The sequence below is a fragment of the Bradyrhizobium cosmicum genome, from assembly GCF_007290395.2.
Taxonomy (GTDB): Bacteria; Pseudomonadota; Alphaproteobacteria; order Rhizobiales; family Xanthobacteraceae; genus Bradyrhizobium; species Bradyrhizobium cosmicum.
The window spans coordinates 3,119,531-3,141,864 of the sequence record NZ_CP041656.2 but is presented as its reverse complement, the minus strand read 5'-3'; the positions used below and the strand labels follow the sequence as shown (position 1 = coordinate 3,141,864).

The 22,334-nt window shown below is 65.6% G+C and carries 22 protein-coding genes; 11 read left to right on the top strand and 11 right to left on the bottom strand.

All coding sequences use genetic code 11. From position 1 onward, the window contains the following. Positions 1 to 11 precede the first annotated feature (11 nt). Positions 12 to 878, bottom strand: a complete 867-nt coding sequence (locus FNV92_RS15075) for a DUF3280 domain-containing protein (RefSeq protein ID WP_143845847.1) — start codon at positions 876 to 878, stop codon at positions 12 to 14. A 192-nt stretch (positions 879 to 1,070) separates the two neighbouring features. On the opposite strand from FNV92_RS15075, the gene FNV92_RS15070 reads away from it, so the two are divergent. Continuing rightward, positions 1,071 to 2,456, top strand: coding sequence for a sensor histidine kinase (locus FNV92_RS15070; protein WP_143845848.1), 1,386 nt, complete (start codon positions 1,071 to 1,073; stop codon positions 2,454 to 2,456). Next, on the top strand, positions 2,453 to 3,115 hold the full coding sequence (locus FNV92_RS15065) for a response regulator (RefSeq protein ID WP_143845849.1): 663 nt from the start codon (positions 2,453 to 2,455) through the stop codon (positions 3,113 to 3,115). Before FNV92_RS15070 ends, FNV92_RS15065 begins: the two co-directional genes overlap by 4 nt. A 12-nt stretch (positions 3,116 to 3,127) precedes the next feature. Here FNV92_RS15065 and FNV92_RS15060 read toward each other — a convergent pair whose 3' ends face one another. Then, complete coding sequence (locus FNV92_RS15060) at positions 3,128 to 4,090, bottom strand: MBL fold metallo-hydrolase (RefSeq protein WP_143845850.1); 963 nt, start codon at positions 4,088 to 4,090, stop codon at positions 3,128 to 3,130. 43 nt (positions 4,091 to 4,133) lie between these two features. Continuing rightward, positions 4,134 to 5,117, bottom strand: coding sequence for a VOC family protein (locus tag FNV92_RS15055; RefSeq protein ID WP_168213707.1), 984 nt, complete (start codon positions 5,115 to 5,117; stop codon positions 4,134 to 4,136). 158 nt (positions 5,118 to 5,275) lie between these two features. Between FNV92_RS15055 and FNV92_RS15050 the strand changes: the two genes are divergently transcribed. Beyond that, entirely contained in the window at positions 5,276 to 6,067 is a 792-nt protein-coding gene (locus FNV92_RS15050; protein WP_143845851.1) for a DNA-binding transcriptional regulator, read from the top strand. On the opposite strand, the gene FNV92_RS15045 is transcribed toward FNV92_RS15050, so the two are convergent. Continuing rightward, positions 6,064 to 7,239 carry a cytochrome P450 gene (locus FNV92_RS15045; RefSeq protein WP_143845852.1) on the bottom strand — a complete coding sequence of 392 codons (1,176 nt, stop codon included), beginning with the start codon at positions 7,237 to 7,239 and terminating at the stop codon, positions 6,064 to 6,066. The genes FNV92_RS15050 and FNV92_RS15045 overlap by 4 nt on opposite strands. A 22-nt stretch (positions 7,240 to 7,261) precedes the next feature. Beyond that, positions 7,262 to 8,410: an ABC transporter substrate-binding protein gene (locus tag FNV92_RS15040; protein ID WP_143845853.1), complete on the bottom strand. Its 1,149-nt coding sequence runs from the start codon at positions 8,408 to 8,410 to the stop codon at positions 7,262 to 7,264. Between the two features lie 211 nt (positions 8,411 to 8,621). Here FNV92_RS15040 and mhpA point away from each other — a divergent pair, with 211 nt between their 5' ends. From mhpA to FNV92_RS15025, 3 genes are read left to right on the top strand one after another with little or no spacing between them, the layout of a single operon-like run. Beyond that, positions 8,622 to 10,133: a bifunctional 3-(3-hydroxy-phenyl)propionate/3-hydroxycinnamic acid hydroxylase MhpA gene (gene mhpA, locus FNV92_RS15035; RefSeq protein ID WP_143845854.1), complete on the top strand. Its 1,512-nt coding sequence runs from the start codon at positions 8,622 to 8,624 to the stop codon at positions 10,131 to 10,133. A 19-nt stretch (positions 10,134 to 10,152) separates the two neighbouring features. Then, positions 10,153 to 11,004: a fumarylacetoacetate hydrolase family protein gene (locus FNV92_RS15030; RefSeq protein ID WP_143845855.1), complete on the top strand. Its 852-nt coding sequence runs from the start codon at positions 10,153 to 10,155 to the stop codon at positions 11,002 to 11,004. Between the two features lie 46 nt (positions 11,005 to 11,050). Further along, the gene (locus FNV92_RS15025; protein ID WP_143845856.1) at positions 11,051 to 12,262 is read left to right on the top strand and encodes an ABC transporter substrate-binding protein; all 1,212 of its coding nucleotides are present in this window, start codon (positions 11,051 to 11,053) and stop codon (positions 12,260 to 12,262) included. Between the two features lie 60 nt (positions 12,263 to 12,322). On the opposite strand, the gene FNV92_RS15020 is transcribed toward FNV92_RS15025, so the two are convergent. After that, positions 12,323 to 13,165, bottom strand: a complete 843-nt coding sequence (locus FNV92_RS15020; protein ID WP_143845857.1) for a hypothetical protein — start codon at positions 13,163 to 13,165, stop codon at positions 12,323 to 12,325. Between the two features lie 210 nt (positions 13,166 to 13,375). On the opposite strand from FNV92_RS15020, the gene FNV92_RS15015 reads away from it, so the two are divergent. The 4 genes from FNV92_RS15015 to FNV92_RS15000 are packed head-to-tail and all read left to right on the top strand — an operon-like array spanning position 13,376 to position 17,731. After that, entirely contained in the window at positions 13,376 to 14,248 is an 873-nt protein-coding gene (locus FNV92_RS15015) for an IclR family transcriptional regulator (RefSeq protein WP_143845858.1), read from the top strand. A gap of 17 nt (positions 14,249 to 14,265) precedes the next feature. Beyond that, positions 14,266 to 15,462 carry a CaiB/BaiF CoA transferase family protein gene (locus FNV92_RS15010; RefSeq protein WP_143845859.1) on the top strand — a complete coding sequence of 399 codons (1,197 nt, stop codon included), beginning with the start codon at positions 14,266 to 14,268 and terminating at the stop codon, positions 15,460 to 15,462. Between the two features lie 39 nt (positions 15,463 to 15,501). Further along, positions 15,502 to 16,488: a Bug family tripartite tricarboxylate transporter substrate binding protein gene (locus FNV92_RS15005; RefSeq protein WP_143845860.1), complete on the top strand. Its 987-nt coding sequence runs from the start codon at positions 15,502 to 15,504 to the stop codon at positions 16,486 to 16,488. A gap of 22 nt (positions 16,489 to 16,510) precedes the next feature. After that, a complete protein-coding gene (locus FNV92_RS15000; protein WP_168213708.1) occupies positions 16,511 to 17,731 on the top strand; it encodes an ABC transporter substrate-binding protein in 1,221 nt (406 codons plus the stop codon). A gap of 70 nt (positions 17,732 to 17,801) precedes the next feature. Here FNV92_RS15000 and FNV92_RS14995 read toward each other — a convergent pair whose 3' ends face one another. The 4 genes from FNV92_RS14995 to FNV92_RS14980 all read right to left on the bottom strand — a co-directional run bounded on the left by FNV92_RS14995 (position 17,802) and on the right by FNV92_RS14980 (position 20,796). Then, on the bottom strand, positions 17,802 to 18,293 hold the full coding sequence (locus FNV92_RS14995; RefSeq protein WP_168213709.1) for an SRPBCC family protein: 492 nt from the start codon (positions 18,291 to 18,293) through the stop codon (positions 17,802 to 17,804). After that, positions 18,293 to 18,676 carry an ArsR/SmtB family transcription factor gene (locus tag FNV92_RS14990; protein ID WP_143845863.1) on the bottom strand — a complete coding sequence of 128 codons (384 nt, stop codon included), beginning with the start codon at positions 18,674 to 18,676 and terminating at the stop codon, positions 18,293 to 18,295. The genes FNV92_RS14995 and FNV92_RS14990 overlap by 1 nt, the downstream gene beginning before the upstream one ends. 248 nt (positions 18,677 to 18,924) lie before the next feature. Further along, positions 18,925 to 19,749, bottom strand: coding sequence for an outer membrane protein (locus FNV92_RS14985; RefSeq protein ID WP_143845864.1), 825 nt, complete (start codon positions 19,747 to 19,749; stop codon positions 18,925 to 18,927). Positions 19,750 to 20,091: 342 nt separating this feature from the next. After that, positions 20,092 to 20,796 carry an SDR family oxidoreductase gene (locus tag FNV92_RS14980; RefSeq protein WP_143845865.1) on the bottom strand — a complete coding sequence of 235 codons (705 nt, stop codon included), beginning with the start codon at positions 20,794 to 20,796 and terminating at the stop codon, positions 20,092 to 20,094. A gap of 114 nt (positions 20,797 to 20,910) precedes the next feature. On the opposite strand from FNV92_RS14980, the gene FNV92_RS14975 reads away from it, so the two are divergent. After that, positions 20,911 to 21,753, top strand: coding sequence for a GNAT family N-acetyltransferase (locus tag FNV92_RS14975; RefSeq protein WP_143845866.1), 843 nt, complete (start codon positions 20,911 to 20,913; stop codon positions 21,751 to 21,753). Positions 21,754 to 21,759: 6 nt separating this feature from the next. Here FNV92_RS14975 and FNV92_RS14970 read toward each other — a convergent pair whose 3' ends face one another. Next, positions 21,760 to 22,212 (bottom strand): hypothetical protein, encoded by a 453-nt coding sequence (locus FNV92_RS14970; RefSeq protein WP_015685493.1) that lies wholly within the window; start codon positions 22,210 to 22,212, stop codon positions 21,760 to 21,762. Positions 22,213 to 22,334 lie beyond the last annotated feature (122 nt).

Below are 22,334 nucleotides of genomic sequence, written 5' to 3'. Positions count from 1 at the left end.
CCAAGTCGGCGCTACCTGGTCTCGACCAGCCGTTCGCTGACCAGCCGCACGGCGCCGCGCTTCCACGAATAGTCCGCGCCGAGGCGCAGGCCGCTGTCGCCGCGCGCCAGCACCGCACCGGTCCTGGCATCGCGCACCTGGAAGCCGAGCGTGTATTCGGTACGGCTGACCCGCCGCACTACGCCGATCAGCGACTGATCCGCGCCGAGCTTCTGCGCGATCGCAGCCTCGCAGCCGTCGCAGTCGCGCAAGGCGCGCGCCTTGGTCGCCTCGCCGCTGACATCGACGATGCGATAGCGGCCCGACTGGCCCAGCGCTTCGCGGACGCTGGCGGTGACTTCGGCCAGATAGGACGCATCCGAGGCTACAAGGCCGGCGGCAGGCGCCGCGGTGTTGTCCTCAAGCTCGAACTCAAACACCGCCAGCGCGACCGGAGCGGGTGTGGCGAACGCAGCCATGACTTCGCGCGACACGAACATCTCGGCGCGCTGCCATGATTCATCATTGTCGCCGCGGAAGGTGTAGAGCTTGTCCATCACCAGCTTCCTGGCACCGACGTCGATCACGGCGACCTTGGCCCATTGCACCAGGGTGCTCGTCTTCTGGATGCCGCCGATGACCTTGAACGCAGCGCCATCCTGGGCCGACGCCACGGGCCGGTACCGGCCGTCCGCGCCGATATCCCGCCTGAGCGCGGCCATGAACGCGGACAGCCGCCGCTCGTGGGCGGCGGTCTGGTTGGCCGGCTCGGCCGACGTATCGGTATAGCTGAAGTCGTCCATGGCAACGCCGATGGCGGCCTCGGCCCCCGCCGGGGAATGAGCCGCCGGGAAGGCGATGAGGAGAAGCGCAGAGAGGATCGAGCGGGAAAGATGCATGAACAGGCCTCGCATGAGGGAGCGGCCCCGCATATCTGGACCAAGGATTGGCGTCATGCAGCCGGGCCCGTCCCGGCGAGCGCCGGGAAAATTTCACGACGCTGCACCGCGGTATGGCGTCGCGCTTTCCGCCGCTTCCGTTCTGCCGTTTAATGCGGGGGCGACAAACCCGCTCGCACCAGGTGCCCGCCGATGTGGAACCGCCCGAGATTCGATCTCAAGGTCCGTCTGACGTTGCGCGTGGCTGCCATATCGGCTGCCTGCTTCGCCGCGATCTCCGCCTACTTCCTTGTCACGGCTGACCGCGCGGCGCATGCGCGGATCGACGGGATAGCCGCCATCGTGGCCAAGACGCTGGAGCTGCAACAGGGCAAGATCCAGTGGGTGGCGAGCCCGCGCTCGGACTTTCCGAACCTCGACCCGGTTTCGGCCTACGTGATGACGCCCGGCCTGTGTCTGGCATTTCGCGGCACGAGCGGCGACATGCTCCAGCGGTTCTGCAGCGGCGCGCCCAGTCCTGCGGACCTGCCACCGCAGGCTTTCGCGGCCTTCTATCGCGGCATGTTCGACCCCGGCCGCGAGGCGGCAAGGCCCGTGGTCGTGCGCGGTGCGAAGCTCGGCGAGGTCGTGGTCTCGGTCGATCCGGCCGTGCAGACGGCGGAGGCCTGGCACGAGGCCGGCCGCCTGATGATCGCACTGGCAATCGCGTTGCCGCTGTTATGCGCGCTGGTCTATGCCGTGCTCGCCCGCGCGCTGCGCCCGACCCGCATGATCCGCAATGGCCTCGAACGGATCGCCGCCAACGATCTCAGCGCGCGGCTGCCGCCGTTCGATCTCGCCGAGCTGTCCGCCATCCGCGACGTCTTCAACCATCTCGCTGAAAGCCTCGACACCGCACTGGCCGAGCGCGCCGAACTGACGCGAAAGCTGATCGCGCTTCAGGACGAGGAGCGCCGCCATCTGGCGCGCGAGCTGCACGACGAGTTCGGCCAGTCGCTGGCGGCCATCCGCGCGCTCGCCTCATCCGCCCGTACGACTGCGGCGCAGGAGTGCCCTTCCCTGCTCTCTGAATGCGACGGCATCGCGCGGACCGCGACCGGGATGATGGAGATGCTGCGTGGCACGCTGTTCCGGCTGCGCCCGCCCGACGTCGAGGAACTCGGACTTGTCGCCAGCCTCGAAGGCCTCGTTGCGGGCTGGAACGGGCGCAGCCGCGGCGAGACGCGTTTTTCGATCCGGTTCGACGGCGCGTTCGAGACCCTGCCGGCCGCGATCAGCGACAACCTGTACCGCATCGTGCAGGAAGCACTCACCAACGCCGCCAAGCATGCCGGCGCCACGCGGGTCAGCCTCGAACTGGCGATGCGGGCCGGCGAGATCGCGCTTGCGATCGACGACGACGGACGATCGAACGACCCCGCCGCGAAATCCGGAATGGGCCTGCTCGGCATGCGCGAGCGCGTCGCAGCCTTGCGCGGCCAGTTGAGCTTTGAGACCGGCTCCAACGGAGGCTCCGCGCTGCGCGTCGTCATTCCGGTCTCCACCGCCGATCCGCCGGTGCTGGAGCGCGCGGCATGAGCGCGGCCGACGCGACGATTCTGCTGGTCGACGACCACTCCGTCGTCCGCGAGGGTTATCGCTCGGTGCTCCAGAAGCAGCCGGGACTTCGCGTCATCGCCGAGGCCGCCGACGGCGCCGAGGCCTATCGCCTGTTCAAGTCCGAGGCACCCGACCTCGTCATCATGGATCTGAGCATGCCCGGGATCGGCGGCATCGAGGCCATCAGGCGCATCCGGCAATGGGACAAGGCGGCAAGGATCCTGGTCTTCACCATGCACCAGAATGCCGGATTCGCAGTGCAGGCGATCCGCGCCGGCGCGAGAGGTTATGTCACCAAGATGAGCCCGCCGGAGACGTTGGTGCGCGCGGTGATGGACGTGCTCGCCGGCAAGATCGCCATCAGCCCCGACATCGACCACGAGCTTGCGCTCAGCCGCCTTGCTGGCGAAAGCTCGGCCGCCGACGTGCTCACGCCGCGCGAATTCGAGGTGCTGCGGCTGCTGCTGGCCGAAAAGACGACCGACGAGATCGCCGAGACGCTGCACGTCAGCCCGAAGACGGTGGCGAATCTGCATTCGCTGATCAAGGACAAGCTCGGCGTCGGCTCCGACATCGAGCTGGTCCGGCTGGCGCTGCGGCAGGGACTGTTGACGCAGGTCGATCTCGGCGAGGCCTGATTGCCGGCTGCGTTACGGCTCGAGCCTGGCACCGCCGGGCGCGAACGCCTCCACCGTGTCGCCGATCCTGAACGACATCATGTCCCGGCCGACGAGAAGCGGCCCCTTGTACTCCGTTCGCGTGCGCAGGATCAGCGGCTCCTCCGGAATGTCGGGCGCCGGTTTCACCGTGCCGAACACGATGTGGGAGTAGATAGCCAGCTTCGGCCTGGCGGACGCAAAGATGCGGCCGGCTTCCTCCGGCGAAGTATGGTGGGCACCGATGTCCTTGTAGACGGGATTCCTGACCAGCAGTTCCGGCTCGATGACAGCCACTTCGTGGATGAGCAGATCGGCGCCTTCGGCCGCCCTGGCGATGCGCTCGTCATATTTGGTGTCGCCCGACAGCACGACCTTGTGGCCGTCATATTCAATGACGTAGCCGAACGACGGCTTGATTTTGTCGCCGTGATTGACCTCGATTGCGGTGACCTTCACACCGTTGCTGTCATAGACGCGCCCGGGCTCGATATCCTTCGCCGCAAAGGCGATCGCCGCGGGCTCGAGGTGCTCGTCGTCGATGCGAATCCGGATGTCGTCGGCGAATGCCCTGGTCAGGTTCTCCGTCATCGCCACGGTGCCCTTGGGGCCGTAGAGCTTCATCGGCCCCTTGCGCGAGGCCCAGGGCGTGGCGAGCCAGCCGGTCAGCCACATGTCGGGAAGCCCGACGAGGTGGTCGGAATGCATATGGGTGATGAAGTTCGCCGTGATCGCACCGAGCGGAATCTTCAGCTTGTAGAGCTGCATGGTCGAACCGCGGCCGAGATCGAACAGCAGCTTTTCGCTTCCTGCCTCGACCAGCGTCGAGGCGCTGAAGCTGGACGGCCGCGGCGTCGGCACGCCGGTGCCGAGCAGCGTCACCTTGATCGGTTCGGCCAAGGCAGATGTTGTGAACGCGAGCAGCAGGAGGCCGGCCCGCAAGAGAGCCTTGAGCATATCGTTCCTTCCAGATGTCAGATCATTGCCGCCCCACGGCGGATCATTCGCGTGCGACCACCTGGTCGAGCCACGCACAGTTCAGCGGCGGCACGCGCGGATCGGCGACGCGGACACCGCGCGCGGCCGCATCCAGCCGCATGTCGCGCAGGCGCTTGCGCTGCTCTTCCGGCATGTACAGCCGCTCGTGGCCCCACAGCGACGGTCCGTCAAAAGTCTCGTGCGGCTGCCACGTTTCGGGATCGATCACGCGCGCACCCCAGCCATACTCTATGAAGAAACCCGACGGCGTGTTCACGTAGAACGACGTCATGTGATCGTTGGTGTGCCGGCCCAGCGTATAGGCAACGCGGCCATCGTCCATCTGCGCGAGGTCGTAGCCCTGCCCGACATCGTCGAGGCTGCCGAGCTCGACCATGAAATGGTGCAGCGCCTTTCGTCCCGAGCCGACCATCGCAAAGCTGTGGTGCCGGCCGTTCACGTGGAAGAAATACAGCCCATAGGGCTTCAGGCCAAAGTCGGAGACGTGGAAGCCGAGCACATCGCGGTAGAACGGCAGCAGCGGCTCGACGTCCTCGACGTTGAGCACGACATGGCCCATGCCGAGCGCGCCCGTGCGAAAACCCGAGATCGGCCGTCCCGGCTTGAAGGGTTCGCTCGCGAGCTCCGGCTTGCAGAAGGCCTCGAGCCAGTTGCCGGCGGGGTCCTCGAACCCGATCAGTTCGGCGACATGGCGCTCGTCGGCGAGCGCGCGCGAGCCGCGCGTCACCTTCACGCCGTGGCGTTCCAGGCGGCCGGCGAGACGGTCGAGCTCGGCGGTCGAGGGCACTTCCCATCCCATCACCGCGAGCCCGGCATCGCTGCTGCCGTCGACGATCAACCGCTGCTTGCGATCGTCCATGCGGAACGCACGCATCTTGCCGCCGCGATCAACCTGCTGCATGCCGAGCAGTCCGGTCGCCATCCGGCCCCACTGATCGAGCTGGGTCGAGTTGATCCCGACATAGCCGAGTGCGGTGATTTCCATCGAATTCCTCCCAAGGAATCGCATTGAGGCATCGCATCCGCTGCAGTGCGGCGAACTTGATACCGGCCGCGCACGCTCTTACGGTGGCCTCCGCAATCGCTTCGCGTTTGCAACGACGATAGTCGCGAGGCGACGCGGCACAAGGGAGGAAATGCGAAGTGTCCAAGGAGCGGACGCGTGCCGATCGGCCGCGGCAGTCGGAGGGCGTCCGCGCCTTCAAGCGCGGGCTGGACGTGCTGCAGGAGGTCAACCGCTCCGGCGGCATCCGCGCCGGCGACGTCGCCCGCGCGCTCGACCTGCCTCGCCCGACCGTCTATCGCCTGCTCGAGACGCTGGAGGAACTCGGCTATGTCGCGCGCAGCGCCAGCGACGACCGCTTTCGCGTCACGCGGCTCGCGCTCAGTCTCGGCGACGGTTACGATCCTGGCGTGGTGATCTGCCAGGCGGCTGCGCCTTTTCTCGCCGAACTCAGCAAGACCCTGGTCTGGCCGGTCGATCTGTCGACTTACGAGAACGCCGCGATGGTGGTGCAGGAGACCACCCATTCGCGCAGCCCGCTTTCGATCGACCGCGGCATGATCGGCAAGCGCCTGCCGATGCTGCGGACGTCCGCGGGCCGCGCCTATCTCGCCGCCTGCCCGGCGCGCGAGCGCGACCTGATCGTCGGTCATCTGCGCCGGATCGACGAGGCCGACGACCGCCCCTTCCTCGACGATACCCGCCTCGACCGCATGATCGCGGAAACCGCAGCGCGCGGCTACGCTATCCGCAGCGAGGGCGAGTACAATCCCAAGACGGCCTCGATCGCGGTCCCCATCATGCGCAACGGCGCCGTGTTCGGCTGCATCTCCATCATCTGGATCCGCTCGGCCCTGGGGATCGAGGAAGCGGTGGCACAGTTCGTCGGCCCGATGCGCGATGCGTCCGAAGCGATCCCGGTCAGTCCCTAGCTCACCCGCACGGGCAAGGATGCGAGGCCCCGCAGCACGTTGTTGAGCGCCAGCATGGGCTCGCCGATATCGAAGTGCCGCACCTTCTCGACCAGAACTTCGAGAAGCGCGGTCATCTCCAACCGGGCCAGATGCAGGCCCACGCACATATGCGTGCCATTGCCGAACCCGAGATGATCGCTGGCACGACGGCGCACATCGAAGCGTTCCGGGTCCTCCCACTTCCGCTCGTCGCGATTGGCTGATGCATAGAGTAGCAGCACGCGGCTTGCGTTTGGGACGGTTACGTCCCCGATCGTCGCGTTGTCGGTCAGATGTCGCGTAAATCCTCGAATCGGCGATTCCAGGCGCAGTGCCTCGTTGATCGCGCCCGGGATCAGCGCCGGGTCCTTCCGCACCAGATCCCATTGATCGGGATATGTCCCGAACAAAAGGATCAGGTTGGCCGTCGCAAAGATCGTGGTGTCGAGACTCGGCCCCAGATAATCACGCATCAGGACCGGGCAGCGCTCCGCCTCGACTTCTCCGCGGTCTGCAGCCTCGAAAATCCGCTCGCCCCAACTGCCCGGCCGCAAGCGCTCGCGGATCCCGGAGCCGCCGAGATAGTGACGCATCTCCTGCACGTCGGTCATCGCCGCGCAGCCGCGGTCATTCATCGCACCGAGCACATTGAACGTCGCCGAGGCCCATCGCAGCATGCTGCCGCGCCCATAGTCCTCCAGACCCACGAGCTTGGAGACGATGGTCAGCGGCAGATGCTGTGCCAGGTCTGTCACGGCGTCGAACCGCCCCCGGCTGACGAGATCCTCAACGAGCCGCCGCGCCTCGGCCCTGATCTCCGGGCCGATCTGCTCCAGCGCTCTCGGCAGCAAGGGCGCCGCGATGATCGCACGCAACCGGTCGTGCAGCGGCGCATCGCTCGCGAGCGTCGTGCCTTTCGACATCTCGTTGACGTGGTCGTTGGCGGCAACGCCTTGCGCGGAGGAGAACAGGACGGGGCTGCGTAAAGCTGCCCGGACGTCCTCGAAACGGCCGACCGCGTAGAGTCCGTTGCGCGGAAGCCAGACCGCCGCGCCCAGATCGCGCAGCGCGCGATAGTGCTGATAGGGTTGGCGCAGGACCTCGTCGCTGTAGAGATCGACGTCGTAGACCGGACACTCCGTTACGGGCATGATCCCTGCTCCGTTCTGCTGCTCAGCGCACTGCGATCCATTCGCCCTTGTCGAGCTTGCCGAGCGTCAGCGCACTCTGGTCCAGTCCGGTGTGGTCGTTCGGCCCGTAATTGTAGACACCGCGCGATCCAGCAACGCCCTTGAGCCCCTCGATCGCGCTCCGCAAACCTTCCCGAAATTCCGCCGTTCCGGGCTCTCCCGCCTTCAACGCCGCAGGCACCGCACGCTCGATCAGAAGCAGTGCGTCATAGGCCGAGCCCGCAAAGATGTTGCGGCTGCCGGGCCCGAATTTGGCCTCGTAGCGCTGGATGAACTCGAGCGCCGCCTTCTTGGCCGGATAGTCGTCCGGGAAAGACGCCGCGCCCACTGCCGGGCTCAGCGGCACGAAAATGCCGTCGCCCTGCACGCCGGTCAGTTTGCGGAAATCACCGAATGTGGCGCCGAGCGTGCCGTAGATCTGCCCTTCATATCCTTTCTCCCGCAATTGCAGCAGCGGAAGGGCCGCCGGTGCGCCCGAGGCCGCAATCAGAACTGCATCGGGCCGCGCCGCGATGACCTTGAGGATCTGCCCAACGACCGTGGTATCTGTCCGTGCATATTTCTCGTCGGCGACGAGCTCGATGCCGGCGGCCGCGCACATGTCGGCGCTGACCTTGCTCCAGGCATCGCCGTAGGAGTCGCCAAAGCCGATCAGCGCGAGCTTCTTGACGCCGGTCTTCCTCATGTTCGCAAACAGAGGCGTGGCTTCGTGATCGTCATTGGTCGTGGTCTTGAAAATCCAGCGCCGCCTGGCATCGACCGGGGCGACCAGTGCGTTGACGGGCGCCAGCGTGATCATCGGCAGCCTGTATTCGACCGCCGGATCGATCGCGGCAAAGGAGCCCGGCGTCGAGGTCGGTCCGACAAGGATGTCTATCTTGCTCTCCTGGTAGAGCTTCCGCAGCGCGGCGACCGCCGCGGTACTGTCGGACGCCTCGTCAAGGAAGAGATAGTTGACCTTCTTGCCGGCAATCTCGGTCGGGCCGAAAAGCGTACCGTTCCGCTCGGCATTGCCGATCGCTGCGGCAGGTCCGGTAGCCGACAGGATGATCCCGACATTGATATCGGCAGCGAGCGCCGGCGCCGCACACAGTTGCACCGCAAGGCACACGCCCAGCATAGATCGCAGCATCGCTGTCTCCTCCCGTCGGCCGCCTCGCGGGCGGCCTGCACTTTATTGCTTGTTGTTCTCTTCCTTAGCCACACGAGCCTGCAGCGCTTAGCGCTATCATCGAGTTGTCCGGCTGGTGGACAACTGGCCGAAAGACGACTGGTGTCCGCTGGGCGGACACTTGATGCGGCGGGATTGATGCTGCGGCGCGGCTTGGCGAAGAGATAGCCCCATGCAAGATAAATCCGCCCCCGAAGAGTTTGATGTCGTGATCGTCGGCCGTGGTCCGGTCGGCGCGACCCTTGCCAATCTGCTCGGCCTGTGCGGCGTGCGAACGCTGGTGCTGGAGCGCGAGGCGCGGACGTATCATTTGCCGCGCGCGGTGCATTTCGACGACGAATGCATGCGCGTGTTCCAGACCATTGGTCTTGCGGACGACATCCTGCCGCATGTCATCCTCAGTCCCGGCATGCTCTTCCTCGACGCGGACGGCCGGATGCTGCTGGACTGGTCGCGGCCGCAGACACTGACGCCGATGGGCTGGAATCTCAGCTATCGCTTCCACCAGCCCGACCTGGAGGACGCGTTGATCGCCGGCCTTTCGCGCTGGCCGCACGTCGCCTTGCGCAACCGCTGCGACGTGTTCGCGCTGGACCAGGACGAGACCGGGGTGCGCGTGCGCTACGAGGACCTCACGAGTGGAAAGCTCAGCGAGGTCCGCGCGGCCTATGTCGTCGGCTGCGATGGCGCCCGCTCGCTGGTCCGCCGCTTCATCGGCTCCGGCATGGACGATCTCGGCTTTCACGAGCGCTGGCTGGTGATCGACGTCCTGCTGAAGCGCGCGCGCGACGATCTCGGCGATTACAGCCTCCAGCATTGCGATCCGCGCCGGCCGGCAACCTATGTCCGCGGCACCGGCACACGGCGGCGCTGGGAGATCACGGTCCTCCCCAATGAGGACTCTCAGGAGGTGGCGCAGCCGGCACAGGTGTGGGAGCTGCTGTCGCGCTGGATCACCCCCGACGATGCCGAGATCGAGCGCGCCGCGGTCTACACGTTTCATTCCGTCATCGCGCAGCAGTGGCGAAATGAACGGCTGTTACTGGCGGGCGATTCCGCGCACCAGACCCCGCCTTTCCTCGGCCAGGGCATGTGCGCCGGCATCCGCGATGCCGCCAACCTTGCCTGGAAGCTGGCCGCGATCATCCGCGTCGGCGCCTCGCCCGACCTGCTCGACACCTATCAAAGCGAGCGCCAGCCGCACGTGCGCGAGTTCATCGAGCTCGCCATCCGCCTCGGCGGCGTCATCAACACCAAGGCGATCGAGGCCGGCCTTGCCGCCGGGCAAGCCCGGGAGAATGCGCCGGTCAAGCTCGAGGTGAAGAAGCCCCTGCTCGGCCCCGGGCTCGCGCTCGGCGACCTTCGATTGGCCGGCCATCTCGCGCCGCAATTCGACATGAAGGACGGCCGCCGCGGCGACGACGCGATCGGCTACGACCACGTGCTGCTCATCGACAGCGCCGCGCGTCACGCTGTTCCGCAGTCAGGAATCAAGATCCTGGCCGCCGACGATGCCGATGGCGTCGGACCCTGGCTCCGCTCGCACGGCATCATCGCCGCGCTGGTTCGCCCCGACCGCTATGTCCGCGGCACCGCGCGCGACGTCAGCGACCTCGACCGGCTCATCGCCGCCATCACGCCTCCAACCCAAATCTCTTCAAACCAAGCGCCGTCAGCGGCCTGACCGAACACCAGGACATCTCATGAAGCTGCTCTCTTTCATCGCCGGCGGACGCGCCTCCTTCGGAGCCGTCAAGGACGACGGCATCGTCGATCTCGGCACGCGCATGGCGCCCTGCACGACGCTGCGGCAATTGCTCGAATCCGGCCGTGTTGCCGAGGCGGCCAAGCTGGTCGCGTCGACGGCCCCGGATCATTCGCTCGACAAGATCGCCTTCGCGCCCGTGATCCCAGATCCCGGCAAGATCATATGCGTCGGCCTCAACTATCGCGACCACGTCGCCGAAACCGGACGCACCGTCACCGAGAAGCCGGCGCTGTTCGTCCGCTTTCCCTGCAGCCAGGTCGGCCATCTTCAGCCGATCGTGAAGCCGAACGTGAGTAACGATTTCGATTATGAGGGCGAGCTGGCGCTCGTGATCGGCAAGGAAGGCCGGCATATCCCCGCGAGCCGCGCGTTCGAGCACATCGCCGGCTATTCCTGCTACAATGAAGGCAGCATCCGCGACTGGCAGCGCCACACCAGCCAGTTCCTCTCCGGCAAGACTTTTGCGGAGAGCGGCAGCTTCGGTCCGTGGCTGGTGACGGCGGACGAGATCCCCGATCCGTCAAAGCTCACCTTGCAGACGCGCCTGAACGGCACCGTAGTGCAGGACACCACCACCGATCTCCTGATCACCGCCATCCCTGATTTGATCGCCTACATCTCGACGATCTGCCCGCTCGTCCCCGGCGACGTCATCGTGACTGGGACGCCCGGCGGTGTCGGCGCCAAGCGCACGCCGCCGCTGTGGATGCGCCCCGGCGACACCGTCGAGGTCGAAATCTCCGGCATCGGAATCCTGCGCAACAAGGTCGTCGCCGAGACGGCCTGACCTTCGACGCCGATCAATCGCAACGACAACAAAATCGGGAAACGCCATGGCCACACTCCGCACGGCATCGACCGCCATTCTGCTGGTCACGCTGGCGCTCGCAGGCACCACCGCGCGCGCCGAGATCAAGGGCGATGCTATCCGCATCGGCGTCCTCACCGACATGAACGGCATTTTCGCGACCGCCATGGGCCCGGGCTCGTTCGAGGCGGCGCGGATGGCGGCGGAGGAGTTCGGCGGCAAGATCAACGGCAAGCCGATCGAGATCCTGCAGGCCGATCACCAGAACAAGCCGGACCTCGCCGCCTCGCTCGCCCGCAAATGGTTCAGCGACGGCGTGCAGGCAATCGCGGACGGCGGCAGCTCCGGCGCGGCGCTCGCGGTGCAGGAGCTGGTGCGCGGCAACGGCAAGATCTTCCTCGTCTCCGGTGCCGGCGCCAATCAGCTCACCGACGAAGCCTGCGCGCCGACCAGCGTGCAATGGACCCAGGACGCCTACTCCACCGCGACCGCGGTCGTCTCCGGCATCATGCAGACCAGCAAGGAACCGTGGTTCTTCATCACCGGCGACTATGCCTTCGGCCATTCGATCGAGGCAACCGCGCGCGCCCGTATCATTGAACTTGGCGGCAAGGTCGCGGGCGGCGTCAAGGCGCAGCTTGGCACGCCCGACTACAGCTCGTTCCTGCTCCAGGCGCAGTCCTCGGGCGCCAAGATCCTCGCGATCAACGTCGCGGGCGACAACGCCACCGCGATCAAGCAGGCTGAGGAATTCGGTCTTGCCGCGCAGGGCATGAAGATCGTGCCGATGTCGTTCCAGAACGTCGATATCGAGGCGGTCGGGCTGAAAGCCACGCGCGGCGATCTCATCGTCACCTCGTTCTTCGAGGACGTCTCGCCGGCGGCGCGGAAATTCTCCGACGCATTCTATGCCCGACGCAAGGCGATGCCGTCGCAGATCCAGGCCGGCGTCTATTCCGCCGTGCGCCACTACCTGCAGGCCGTCAAGGACACTGACTCGGACGACAGCGCGGCCGTGATGGCGAAGATGAAGGCGACGCCGGTCTCGGACGCCTACACCACCAACGGCCGCATCCGCGAGGACCAGCGCATGGTGCACGATCTCTATCTCGTGCAGGTCAAGACGCCGGAAGAGTCCAGAGGTCCCTGGGATTTCGTCAAGCTGGTCGCGACCATCCCGCCCGACCAGGCCTTCCGCCCGCTCGAGCGCAGCAAGTGCAGCCTGGTCGGCAAATAGAGCGTTTTCAAGCGAAGTGGATACCGGTTCGCGTCAGGAAAACGCGTCAAAAAAGAAATCTCAGGCCAGATAGCGCGTGAGATAGCCTTCCATGGCGTAGAGCGCGCAAAGCGCAAGGCTGGACCACACAGCAGCGCTGAAATACAGGAACATCCAGGTCAACTCACCCTTCCAGTGCGCGATGTCGTGGGTCACCACCCAGCGCGTCGAGACGTCATGCAGGCCTTCGAGCAAGCCCAAAAATCGACCGCCCTCGGCATGCCCTGCCCGCCAGCGGCTGAGATACATCGGCACATCGACGGTGACGAGGAAGGCGAGGAAGCAGGCGATGCCGAAGATGCCTGACATCAGCGCCCAACGCACCACGCCCTGGAATTCCGGCATCAGGCGGCACAGCGCGATCCCGACGAGGAAGAAGGTTACCGCCCACAACGAATTCTCGATCGCGTTGTAGAGATAGTTGGTGGTCACGACCGCGTACCAGGAGAAGCATTCCGCGATGATGATCACGGGCACGATCACGAGCGCGATGTTCAGCGTGGTCTCGGCACCGGCCATGCCGCCGAGCTGATGCAGGATGATGGCCCACTGCGCGGCGAAGCACACTTCGGCGACGGTCGCCACGGTGCGGCCGACGAACACGCTGGAGAGCCAGGTGTCGAACAGGCAGATGCGCTGCACGTCAGCGCGCGGCAGGAACGAACGGAAGGCGCAGCCGAAGACATAACCTGCGCAGAGCACCAGCATCACGCCCATCCCCGACGGCACGGCGAAGTTGCCGCCGACCGGCTGGTAGAACTCCCGGTAAAGCATGAACCAGACCAGGATGTTGACGTTGCTGACAAGCGTCAGGGACCCCCACCACCATGCGAGAGGATTGGACCGCGCCTGCCACTGCAACATGAATCGCTCCGCTGTAATCGATGTGACACGTCTTCGTAATAATCCTGTCACAACGGGCCATGCAATCACGACAAAATTCTGTGTGCGGGGCGCTCTGCGCGCATCTTTTGTCTGCGCCAGAGATACGCGATATTGTCCACATATTGGACGATACAAGCGCATCTCTGGAATCTATTGGACAGACGGTGCCTGCCGGTCCATTAATCGTGGATGGCTCAGACCGCGTCCAAACCGCCCCACGCGTCCTCCTCCGCCGCCACGGTGCTGGCGTCGAGCGCCGATGACGCCGCTTTTGCATCGACACTCGCAAAAGGCCTCGTGGTGCTCGAAGCCTTCAAGGCCGGGACGACGCTGCTCGGCAACATGGAGCTGTCGACGCTCACGGGGATTCCGCGGCCGACGGTGGCGCGGCTGACGCATACGCTGGCCGAGCTCGGCTACCTCACTTACGAATCCGAGCGCGCGAAATATCGCGTCGGTGCCCATGCGCTACGCATGGCCCATCCGCTGCTCGCCGACATGCCCTTCCGGCAGGTCGCGCGCCCGATGATGCAGGAACTGGCGCAGAGCGTGCGCGGCACGGTCTCGATCGGCCTGCTCGACGGCACATCGATGATCTATGTCGAGACCGCGCGCTCCGGCGACGTCGGCCCGCACGTCCCCGATATCGGCATGCCCATCCCCGTGGTGATGACCGCGATGGGCCGCGCCGCGGCGGCAACCCTGCCGCCGGCTGATTCCGCCTTGCTCGAAAGGCGCATCGAGGCCGACGACGCCGAGCTATGGTCGGCATTCCGCGACAGATTCCGCGCAGGGATCGCGCAATGCACGAGCCGCGGCTTCTGCACCTGCTGGGGCGAGTACATGGCCTCGATCCACGCAGTCGCCGCGCCGCTGTTTCACACCAGCGAGACGAAGCGGTCGTTCTCCATCAATTGCGGCATCCCCGCGTTCCGGCTCCAGCCTGGCCAGCTGGAGAGCGAGATCGGCCCGCGCATCGTAGCGCTGGCAGACAGCATCCGCGCCGTCGTCAAGCAAGCGGCACCCGCGATGCCGCTGCGTAAACAACAAAGAAAATCATAGGGATCCAAGGAAATGTCATGGCTGGTCCGCTCGACGGATTGAAGGTTCTCGACATCGCGACGATCATCGCCGCGCCGTTTGCCGCAACATTGCTGGCCGACTACGGCGCCGAGGTGCTGAAGATCGAAATGCCCGGACATGGCGACGGCGTGCGATCGTTTCCGCCGTTCAAGGACGGCAAGCCGCTGTGGTGGAAAGCCGCCAACCGCAACAAGAAGTTTGCCACCCTCGATCTGCGCACACCGGACGGACTCGCGCTGTTCAAGCAGTTGCTTCCGCGCTTCGACGTGCTGATCGAGAATTTCCGTCCGGGAACGCTCGATCGCTGGGGCCTTTCCAAAGAGGTGCTGTGGTCGATCCAGCCGCGCCTCGTGATTCTGCGCGCCACCGCCTTCGGGCAGGATGGGCCCTACCGCGAGCGACCGGGCTTCGCCCGGATCTTCGAGGCGATGGGCGGGCTCACCTACATCACCGGTGAGAGCGACGGCGAACCGACCCACCCCGGCTACCCGATCGGGGATTCGATCGGCGGCCTGTTCGGCGCCGTCGGCGTGCTCGCGGCGCTGTGGAAGCGGGCGCGCGACCCGAATGCGCCCGGCGAGGAGATCGACCTCGCGCTCACCGAAGCCGTCTTTCGGCTGCTCGACGTCCTCGCCATCGAGCACGACCAGCTCGGCTCCATTCGCGGCCGCATCGGCAACGCCAACGGCTATTCGGCGCCGGCCGCCGTATTTCGGACCAGCGACAATCACTGGGTGACGCTCGCAGGATCGACCAACGCACTCTATGCAGCGAACTGCCGGGCGATCGGACGGCCCGATCTCATCGACGATCCGCGCTTCGCCACCAACGACCAGCGCGTCGCGCACGCCGGCGAGCTCAACGACGTCTTCGCCGCCTGGTGCGCGGCGCATCCCCTCGACGAGGTCCTCGCCAAATTCAATGCCGCGCAGGGCACGCTCGCACCGATCTACGCGATCGACCAGATCGCGAGCGATCCGCAAGTGGTGGCGCGCGAGGTCATCACGCGCGTCGCGGACAAGGATTTCGGCACCGTCGCCATGACCAACGTCGTTCCGCGCTTCACCGTCGACCCCGCGCGACTACGTCACGCCGCCGGCGACGTCGGCAAGGACAATCGCGAGGTCTACCGGGATTGGCTGGGCCTCTCGGACCGGGAGATCGAACAGCTCACCGAGCGAAAGGTGATCTGACGTCGAAACAAGACAAAAACAAAAGGGAGGAAGAGAACAGTGGCATCATTCAAGGTCACACGCCGAACCCTGCTGGGCACACTCGCAGGCGGGCTTGCCGCCGGCTCGGGCCTGACGGCGCACGCCGAGGACGCCTGGCCGTCGCGCATGGTGCGGCTGATCTCGCCCTACGGGCCCGGCGGCTCCAATGACATCTCGCTTCGCCTGCTCGCTGAAGAGTTCGGCCGCAGCCTCCACCAGCAGTTCATCGTCGAAAACAAGCCGGGCGCGGGCACGCGCATTGCGAACGATCTCGTCGCGCATGCGCCTGGCGACGGTTATACGATCCTCTACGTCGCCGCGCCCTATGCCACTGCGGAAGCTCTGTTCGGCAAGCTGACCTACGACCGCAAGGATCTCCAGCCGGTCGCGATGGCCGTGATCGCGCCCCTGTTCCTGATCATCAGCGCCGATGCGCCGTTCAAGACGTTGCCGGAGCTGATCGCCTACGGCAAATCGAAACCGGACGGCCTCACCTTCGCCTCGCCCGGCGCCGGCTCGCAGCCGCATCTCGCCGGCGAGCTCCTGTTCCGGGATGCCGGCGTCAAGGGCCTCAACATCCCCTTCCGCGGCGACGCGGCCTCCTACACCGAGCTGCTCGCCGGACGCGTCGACGCCACGCTGACGGCGCTGCCGACCGCGCTGCCCTATATCCAGAGCGGCAAGTTCATCGTGCTTGGCGTCGCCTCACCCGAGCGCAGCGCGCTCTACCCGCAAGCGCCAACCCTGCGCGAGCAGGGCTTCCCCAACGTGGCTGCCGCCGGCTGGTATGGCTTCATGGTGCCATCGACGACGCCGCGCGCGATCGTCGACAAGCTACAGGCCGAGATTCTGCGCGCGCTCGCCGTGCCCGCGATCAAGGACAGGCTGACCGCCCAGGGCCTCGAGGTCCGCGCCGGCAGCGCCGCCGAATTCGGCCAGTTCATCGACAGCGAGACGCAGAAATGGGCCGGGCTGATCCGCGCGGCCGGCCTCAAGGGCGAATGACCGTAACGAGCAGGAAATGGATATGAAAAAAGCACTTCTCAAATGCGCTGCGGCCTCCGCGCTGGTTCTCGCGCTGTCGATTCCGGCCGCCCAGGCCCAGAAGAAATACGATCCGGGCGCCTCCGACACCCAGATCAAGGTCGGCCAAACGGTGCCGCTCAGCGGTCCGGCCTCCGCCTATGCCGTGATCGGCAAGACCCAGGCCGCCTACATGAAGATGATCAACGACGAGGGCGGCGTGAACGGCCGCAAGGTCGAGCTGATCCAGTATGACGACGCCTATTCGCCGCCGAAGACCGTCGAGCAGACCCGCAGGCTGGTCGAGAGCGACGAGGTGCTGCTGACCTTCCAGATCATCGGCACGGCGCCAAACGTCGCCGTGCAGAAATATCTCAACGCCAAGAAGGTCCCGCAACTCTTCGCAGCGACGGGCGCAGCGCGCTTCACCGATCCGAAGAACTTTCCCTGGACCATGGGCTTCAACCCGTCCTACCTCGTCGAAGGCCGGATCTACGCGCAATATCTCCTGAAGAACCATCCGAACGCGAAAATCGGCGTGCTTTACCAGAACGACGATCTCGGCAAGGACTACCTCGCTGGCCTCAAAGCCGGTCTCGGCGACAAGGCGAAGATGGTCGTGGCCGAGACCTCTTACGAGATCACCGAGCCGACGATCGACTCCCAGATCCTGCGCCTGAAGGACGCCGGTGCGGACGTGCTGTTCAGCGCCACGACGCCGAAACAGGCGGCGCAGGCGATCAAGAAGGTCGCCGAGATCGGCTGGAAGCCGCTGCACATCATCGACATCAACGCCTCCTCGGTCAGCGCGGTGCTGAAGCCCGCCGGACTCGACAACGCCAAGGGGGTCGTCAGCGTCGGCTATGTCAAGGATTCCGCCGATCCCGAGTGGAAGGACGATCCCGGCATGAAGCGCTATCTCGCCTTCATGTCGAAATACTACCCGGATGGCGACAAGGATTCGAACCTGAACGTGTACGGCTACATCACCGCACAGCTTCTGGCGCAGGTGCTGAAGCAATGCGGCGACGACCTTACCCGCGAGAACGTGATGCGTCAGGCCGCCAACCTCAAGAACATCGAGCTCGACCTGACGCTCCCGGGCATCTCGGTGACGACGACGCCGACCGACTACCGCGTCAACAAGCAGTTCCAGATGGTGCAGTTCGACGGCCAGCGCTGGCAGAAGCTCGGCGGCATCGTCGCGGATGAGGCGAAGGAGTGAAGGCTGCGAGTGAAGCGCGCTCCTGCCGTCTCATCCGTCATGGCCGGGCTTGACGACTGAGACGGCGGGTCTACCTCTTCATCCCACCGACATACGCCGCTAGCTTGTCCAGCGTCTGGTAGCCGTATTCGACAGCACCGAAGCCGATCATGCCGTCGCGCTGCTCGGCGCTCGAGGCCAGCTGCCGCATCATCAGCACGGTCTTGCCGTTGCTCTGCTCGGCGAACGTGACGGTGAAGCGGAACATGCCGGGATCCTCGTCCTGGTCGACACCATGGTCCATCTCCATCAGGGACGGCCGCTCGATGCGGCGAAAGCGCATCCGGTTCGGATAGACCGTGCCGTCCGGGCCGATCATGTTGAAGCGCCAGACACCGCCGACGCGCACGTCGATCTCGAAGGTCTCGACCTTGAAGCCCTTCGGGCCGAACCATTGCGGCAGATGCTTCGGGTCGGACCACGCCTCGAACACGAGATCGCGCGGCGCGTCGACCACGCGCGACATCACGATCTCGCGGTCGAGCGACCATTGCGACAGGGCGGGATTGGGAGAGTTCGTCATCACTTGGCACCTTTCCGTTTGCGTGTTCGGGACGGCTTTCCGGCCGGCTCCCGCTCCTTCTTGAGCTTCATTACGTAAGCCTCGAACCGGTCGAGCCGGGCCTCCCAGATCGCGCGCTGCTGCTGGAACCAGTCTTCCGCACCAAGGAGCGCGTCGGGACTGAGGCGGCAGGTGCGCACGCGGCCGGATTTCTCCGACTGCACGAGCCCGCTCGTCTCCAGCACATGGATGTGTTTCATCAGGCTTGGCAGCGCCATGTCGAAGGGATCGGCAAGCTCGCCGACCGACGCCTCGCCGGCGCAGAGCCGCATCACGATCGCCCGCCTTGTGGGATCGGCAAGGGCGGCGAAAACCTGGTCGAGGCGGGATAATTGGTTAGCCATGAAGCTAACTATACAAGCCGGGGGCCTGAGCGTCAATAATTGTTAGCCGGTTAGCTAAGTTAAATTCGCGAGCCGATGGCGGAACCCGTAACGCGCAAGCGTGAATCGGGACCTCGTCTTCTTTCGCCCGCCACAAGATCCTGCTTGCGCCGGCGCAGCTGGCGGCTGCGCACTGAACAGTGCCATCAAGCAGAAAGCCCCGGCTTCACGCCGGGGCTTTCGCCGCCAGAATAGGAACGGGATGAAGTTCAGTACCTGGCGGCACCCGGTTCACCGAACTTGTAGTTCACGCCGACCCGCACGATGTTCGCCTTGAGGTCGAGCAAGTGCGTGTAGACGTTGCCCGGGAATTGCAGCCCATCGATAGAGCGAACCAGATTGGTGCTGGTCGCCGAGGCACGGCCGAGATCGACATAGAGATATTCCGCCTTCAGAGACCAGCCCCCGCCAAAGGCGTATTCGGTGCCGACGCCCGCGGTCCAGCCGAGGCGGGTGTCGCGGATCACGGCGGACTCCCTCATTGCCGCCGACGACGTGTCGCTGAAGTTGAAACTGCCCTTGACCTCCGCAATTGCTGCGCCGCCCGTGCCGTAGATCAACCAGGCCGGAGCCACCAGGAAACCAAGGCGGCCGCGGATGGTGGCGAGCCAGTCCGCCGAGACCGACGAATTGACGGTGAAGGTGTCCGGTGCGCAGCAGGGGTACAAGGCCGTGCCCGCCGCACTCCCCCTGAAGCCGAAGTAGTTGATGTCGCCTTCGAGACCCAGCACGGCGTGGTTGACCTGCCAGTTATAACCTGCCGAGAATCCGCCGGTGACGCTGGAGCTATTGATGCTCTGGGCGCCGACCGCGTTGACGGCGGGAATGCTGGTAGGATCGAAATAGCCCCCCGGGATCGCGATGGTCGAGGTGCTCGGGTCCCCACTGCCCCACTGCCCACCGACATTGGCGCCAACGTAGAAACCGGTCCAGTTGGCGGCTGGCGCCTTGGTGTAGTGCGCCGCAAGGTCGGCCGCCTGCACGGATGCGGTGGCCGTAACAACCATGGCCACTGCCAGCGAAAAAGTCTTCATTCCAGTCCCCTTGCCTCACGCGATCGAACATCGCGTTACCGAATCTGCGGATGGACGACATCCGGCTCGGATCGGGTATGGAGTGGCCGACTGCTTCGCGTCTTGGACTGCAGCGAACCCTCCCGGACTATGGCGAACTGAATGATCCCGCGCGCACGAAACGTGAGGGGTGTGACTGAACCGACACGCAATGACCTGCCGAAGCTCGCGCGTGGCACTCAACAACAGATAGCCCCGGCAAGGCCGGAGCCAGCCACGCATCACCCGTCAGCAGCGACGCGCAACGCACGTCCGCGTCGCGTCACGACAAGGCCGCGCCAGCGCGGCTCGAATCTCCCCGGTTCAGACCGAGCGCGTCAGTCCGCCGTCGACGCGGATGTTCTGGCCGGTGATGTAGGCGGCGCCGTCAGACGCCAAAAACGCGATCGTCGCCGCGATCTCCTCGACCTTGCCGTAGCGCTTCATCGGCACGCTGTCGCGGCGCGCATCCAGCTGCGGCAGGCTGTCGATCCAGCCCGGCAGCACGTTGTTCATGCGGATGTTGTCGGCGGCGTGGGTGTCGGTGAAGATCTTCGTGAAGGCGGCAAGGCCCGCCCGGAACACCGCGGAGGTCGGAAACATCGCGCTCGGCTCGAACGCCCAGGCGGTCGAGATGTTGATGATGGCGCCGGCCTTCTGCGCCTGCATCACCGGCGTCACCAGCCGGGTCGGACGGATCACGTTGAGCAGATAGGTATCGAGGCCGGTGTGCCACTGCTCGTCGGTAATCTCGGTGATCGCCGCGCGCGGACCGTGACCCGCGCTGTTGACGAGCACGTCGATGCGTCCCCACTTCGCCATCGCGCCGTCGACGAGGCGTTTCAGATCGTCATTCGACTTGTTGGAGCCTGTGATGCCAAGCCCGCCGAGCTCGGCCGCCAGCGCCTCGCCCTTGCCGGAGGACGACAGGATCGCGACACGAAAACCATCGGCCGCGAGCCGACGCGCGGCTCCTGCTCCCATGCCGCTGCCGCCGGCGGTGACGAGTGCGACCTTCTCTGCTGCCATGACCGATCATCCCCATGTTGAGGCGAGCCCGGTTTCAGTCTGCTATGGCCCGGCCTATCATCAGGCCTTCTACCGCCGGACCTGCCGGCAGGTCCACAGCCGAGGGCATGCGTCATGAGCGATTTGCAAATCCGCAATTTGCGTCCCGAGGAGATCGCCCTCGCCGTCGACTGGGCGGCGGCCGAGGGCTGGAATCCGGGCCGCTCCGACGCCGCCTGTTTCGCGATTCCCGACCCGGCGGGCTTCTTCGTCGGAGAGATCGACGGCGAGCCGGTCGCCACCGTCTCCTGCGTCAACTACGACGATCGCTTCGCCTTCCTCGGTTTCTACATCGTGCGCTCAGGCTTGCGCGGCGCGGGCCACGGCCTGCGGATCTGGAACGCGGCGGTCGCGCATGCGGGCGCGCGGGTGATCGGGCTCGACGGTGTCGCGGCACAGCAGGACAATTACAGAAAATCCGGTTTCCGGCTCTCTTATGCCAACATCCGCTACGGCGGCATCGTCACCGCCTCGACGAAACTGCCCGCCGACCTCGTCGCGCTGGACACGATCCCGTTCGCGCTTGTGGAAGCCGATGATTCCACGGTCTTCCCGGCTCCGCGCAGCGCGTTCCTGCGCGCCTGGATCACGACATCGGGTCATGTCGGCCGCGCGCTGATGCGCGATGGCAAGCTTGCTGCGTGGGGCGTGATCCGGCCGTGCCGGAGCGGCCACAAGATCGGCCCGCTCGTCGCCGACGACCGCGCGTCGGCAGAGGCCGTCGTGCAGGCCTTGCTCGCGAGCACAGGCGGCGGCGACGTTTTCCTCGACGTCCCCGCCGTCAATCGCGAGGCCATCGCGCTCGCCGAAACGCTCGGCCTCAAGCCGGTGTTCGAGACGGCGCGGATGTACACAGGGCCGATCGCGCCGCTGCGGATCGACCGCGTCTTCGGCGTGACCAGCTTCGAGCTCGGCTAGCGCCGCTCAGTAACAGCGCATGATGTTGACGGTGTGCTCGCCGCCGCCGCGGCCAGGCACCGTCACCTGCTCCGTCGGGCAACTCGGCACATAGGGCCGGTCGGACGGCACCACGTTAGGTGGGAAGCGATGGGTCCAGTCCCAAGGAACGTCATAGGTGTAGGTGTAGCGGATATCGGTCGAGGCCGGCTGCCCGGCATCGACGAAGGGCTGGTTATAGCCGGCATTGTCGTAGAAGAACCCGCCACCGCCCGGCCAGTAGACCCAGGGCGTGTTGCGGCCGCGGAAACGGGCGCCCGGCGAAATCGACGGACGCGCCCCCGGGCCGGACGGCGCAGCGCCAATTGCAACACCATGCGGCGCGGCGCCGCCAGGTCTTGCAAAACTGTCGCTGGAGGCAAGGAGCAGCGCGGCGGCGCTGAACGAGGCGACGAGCGCCCCAAATGATCTGGACATCATGATACGCACCAACTCGTTTGGCTTCGCGGCTCCCCATTGCACGCTAGGCCGGGCCGTCGCCCAGCCGCAAACCTATAATTAATTATTGGTTAAGGCACGAGATTAACGGGGAACCCGGTGCG

Coding starts and splice junctions, on each gene's coding strand:
- FNV92_RS15060 (WP_143845850.1), bottom strand. CDS start 4,090: ATGCTCAAGGCTCTCTTGCGGGCCGGCCTCCTGCTGCTCGCGTTCACA.
- FNV92_RS15025 (WP_143845856.1), top strand. CDS start 11,051: ATGGCCACACTCCGCACGGCATCGACCGCCATTCTGCTGGTCACGCTG.
- FNV92_RS15070 (WP_143845848.1), top strand. CDS start 1,071: ATGTGGAACCGCCCGAGATTCGATCTCAAGGTCCGTCTGACGTTGCGC.
- FNV92_RS15045 (WP_143845852.1), bottom strand. CDS start 7,239: ATGCCCGTAACGGAGTGTCCGGTCTACGACGTCGATCTCTACAGCGAC.
- FNV92_RS15040 (WP_143845853.1), bottom strand. CDS start 8,410: ATGCTGCGATCTATGCTGGGCGTGTGCCTTGCGGTGCAACTGTGTGCG.
- FNV92_RS14995 (WP_168213709.1), bottom strand. CDS start 18,293: ATGACGAACTCTCCCAATCCCGCCCTGTCGCAATGGTCGCTCGACCGC.
- FNV92_RS15075 (WP_143845847.1), bottom strand. CDS start 878: ATGCATCTTTCCCGCTCGATCCTCTCTGCGCTTCTCCTCATCGCCTTC.
- FNV92_RS15030 (WP_143845855.1), top strand. CDS start 10,153: ATGAAGCTGCTCTCTTTCATCGCCGGCGGACGCGCCTCCTTCGGAGCC.
- mhpA (WP_143845854.1), top strand. CDS start 8,622: ATGCAAGATAAATCCGCCCCCGAAGAGTTTGATGTCGTGATCGTCGGC.
- FNV92_RS14970 (WP_015685493.1), bottom strand. CDS start 22,212: ATGATGTCCAGATCATTTGGGGCGCTCGTCGCCTCGTTCAGCGCCGCC.
- FNV92_RS15015 (WP_143845858.1), top strand. CDS start 13,376: ATGGCTCAGACCGCGTCCAAACCGCCCCACGCGTCCTCCTCCGCCGCC.
- FNV92_RS14990 (WP_143845863.1), bottom strand. CDS start 18,676: ATGGCTAACCAATTATCCCGCCTCGACCAGGTTTTCGCCGCCCTTGCC.
- FNV92_RS14975 (WP_143845866.1), top strand. CDS start 20,911: ATGAGCGATTTGCAAATCCGCAATTTGCGTCCCGAGGAGATCGCCCTC.
- FNV92_RS15010 (WP_143845859.1), top strand. CDS start 14,266: ATGGCTGGTCCGCTCGACGGATTGAAGGTTCTCGACATCGCGACGATC.
- FNV92_RS15065 (WP_143845849.1), top strand. CDS start 2,453: ATGAGCGCGGCCGACGCGACGATTCTGCTGGTCGACGACCACTCCGTC.
- FNV92_RS15055 (WP_168213707.1), bottom strand. CDS start 5,117: ATGGAAATCACCGCACTCGGCTATGTCGGGATCAACTCGACCCAGCTC.
- FNV92_RS14985 (WP_143845864.1), bottom strand. CDS start 19,749: ATGAAGACTTTTTCGCTGGCAGTGGCCATGGTTGTTACGGCCACCGCA.
- FNV92_RS15020 (WP_143845857.1), bottom strand. CDS start 13,165: ATGTTGCAGTGGCAGGCGCGGTCCAATCCTCTCGCATGGTGGTGGGGG.
- FNV92_RS15000 (WP_168213708.1), top strand. CDS start 16,511: ATGAAAAAAGCACTTCTCAAATGCGCTGCGGCCTCCGCGCTGGTTCTC.
- FNV92_RS14980 (WP_143845865.1), bottom strand. CDS start 20,796: ATGGCAGCAGAGAAGGTCGCACTCGTCACCGCCGGCGGCAGCGGCATG.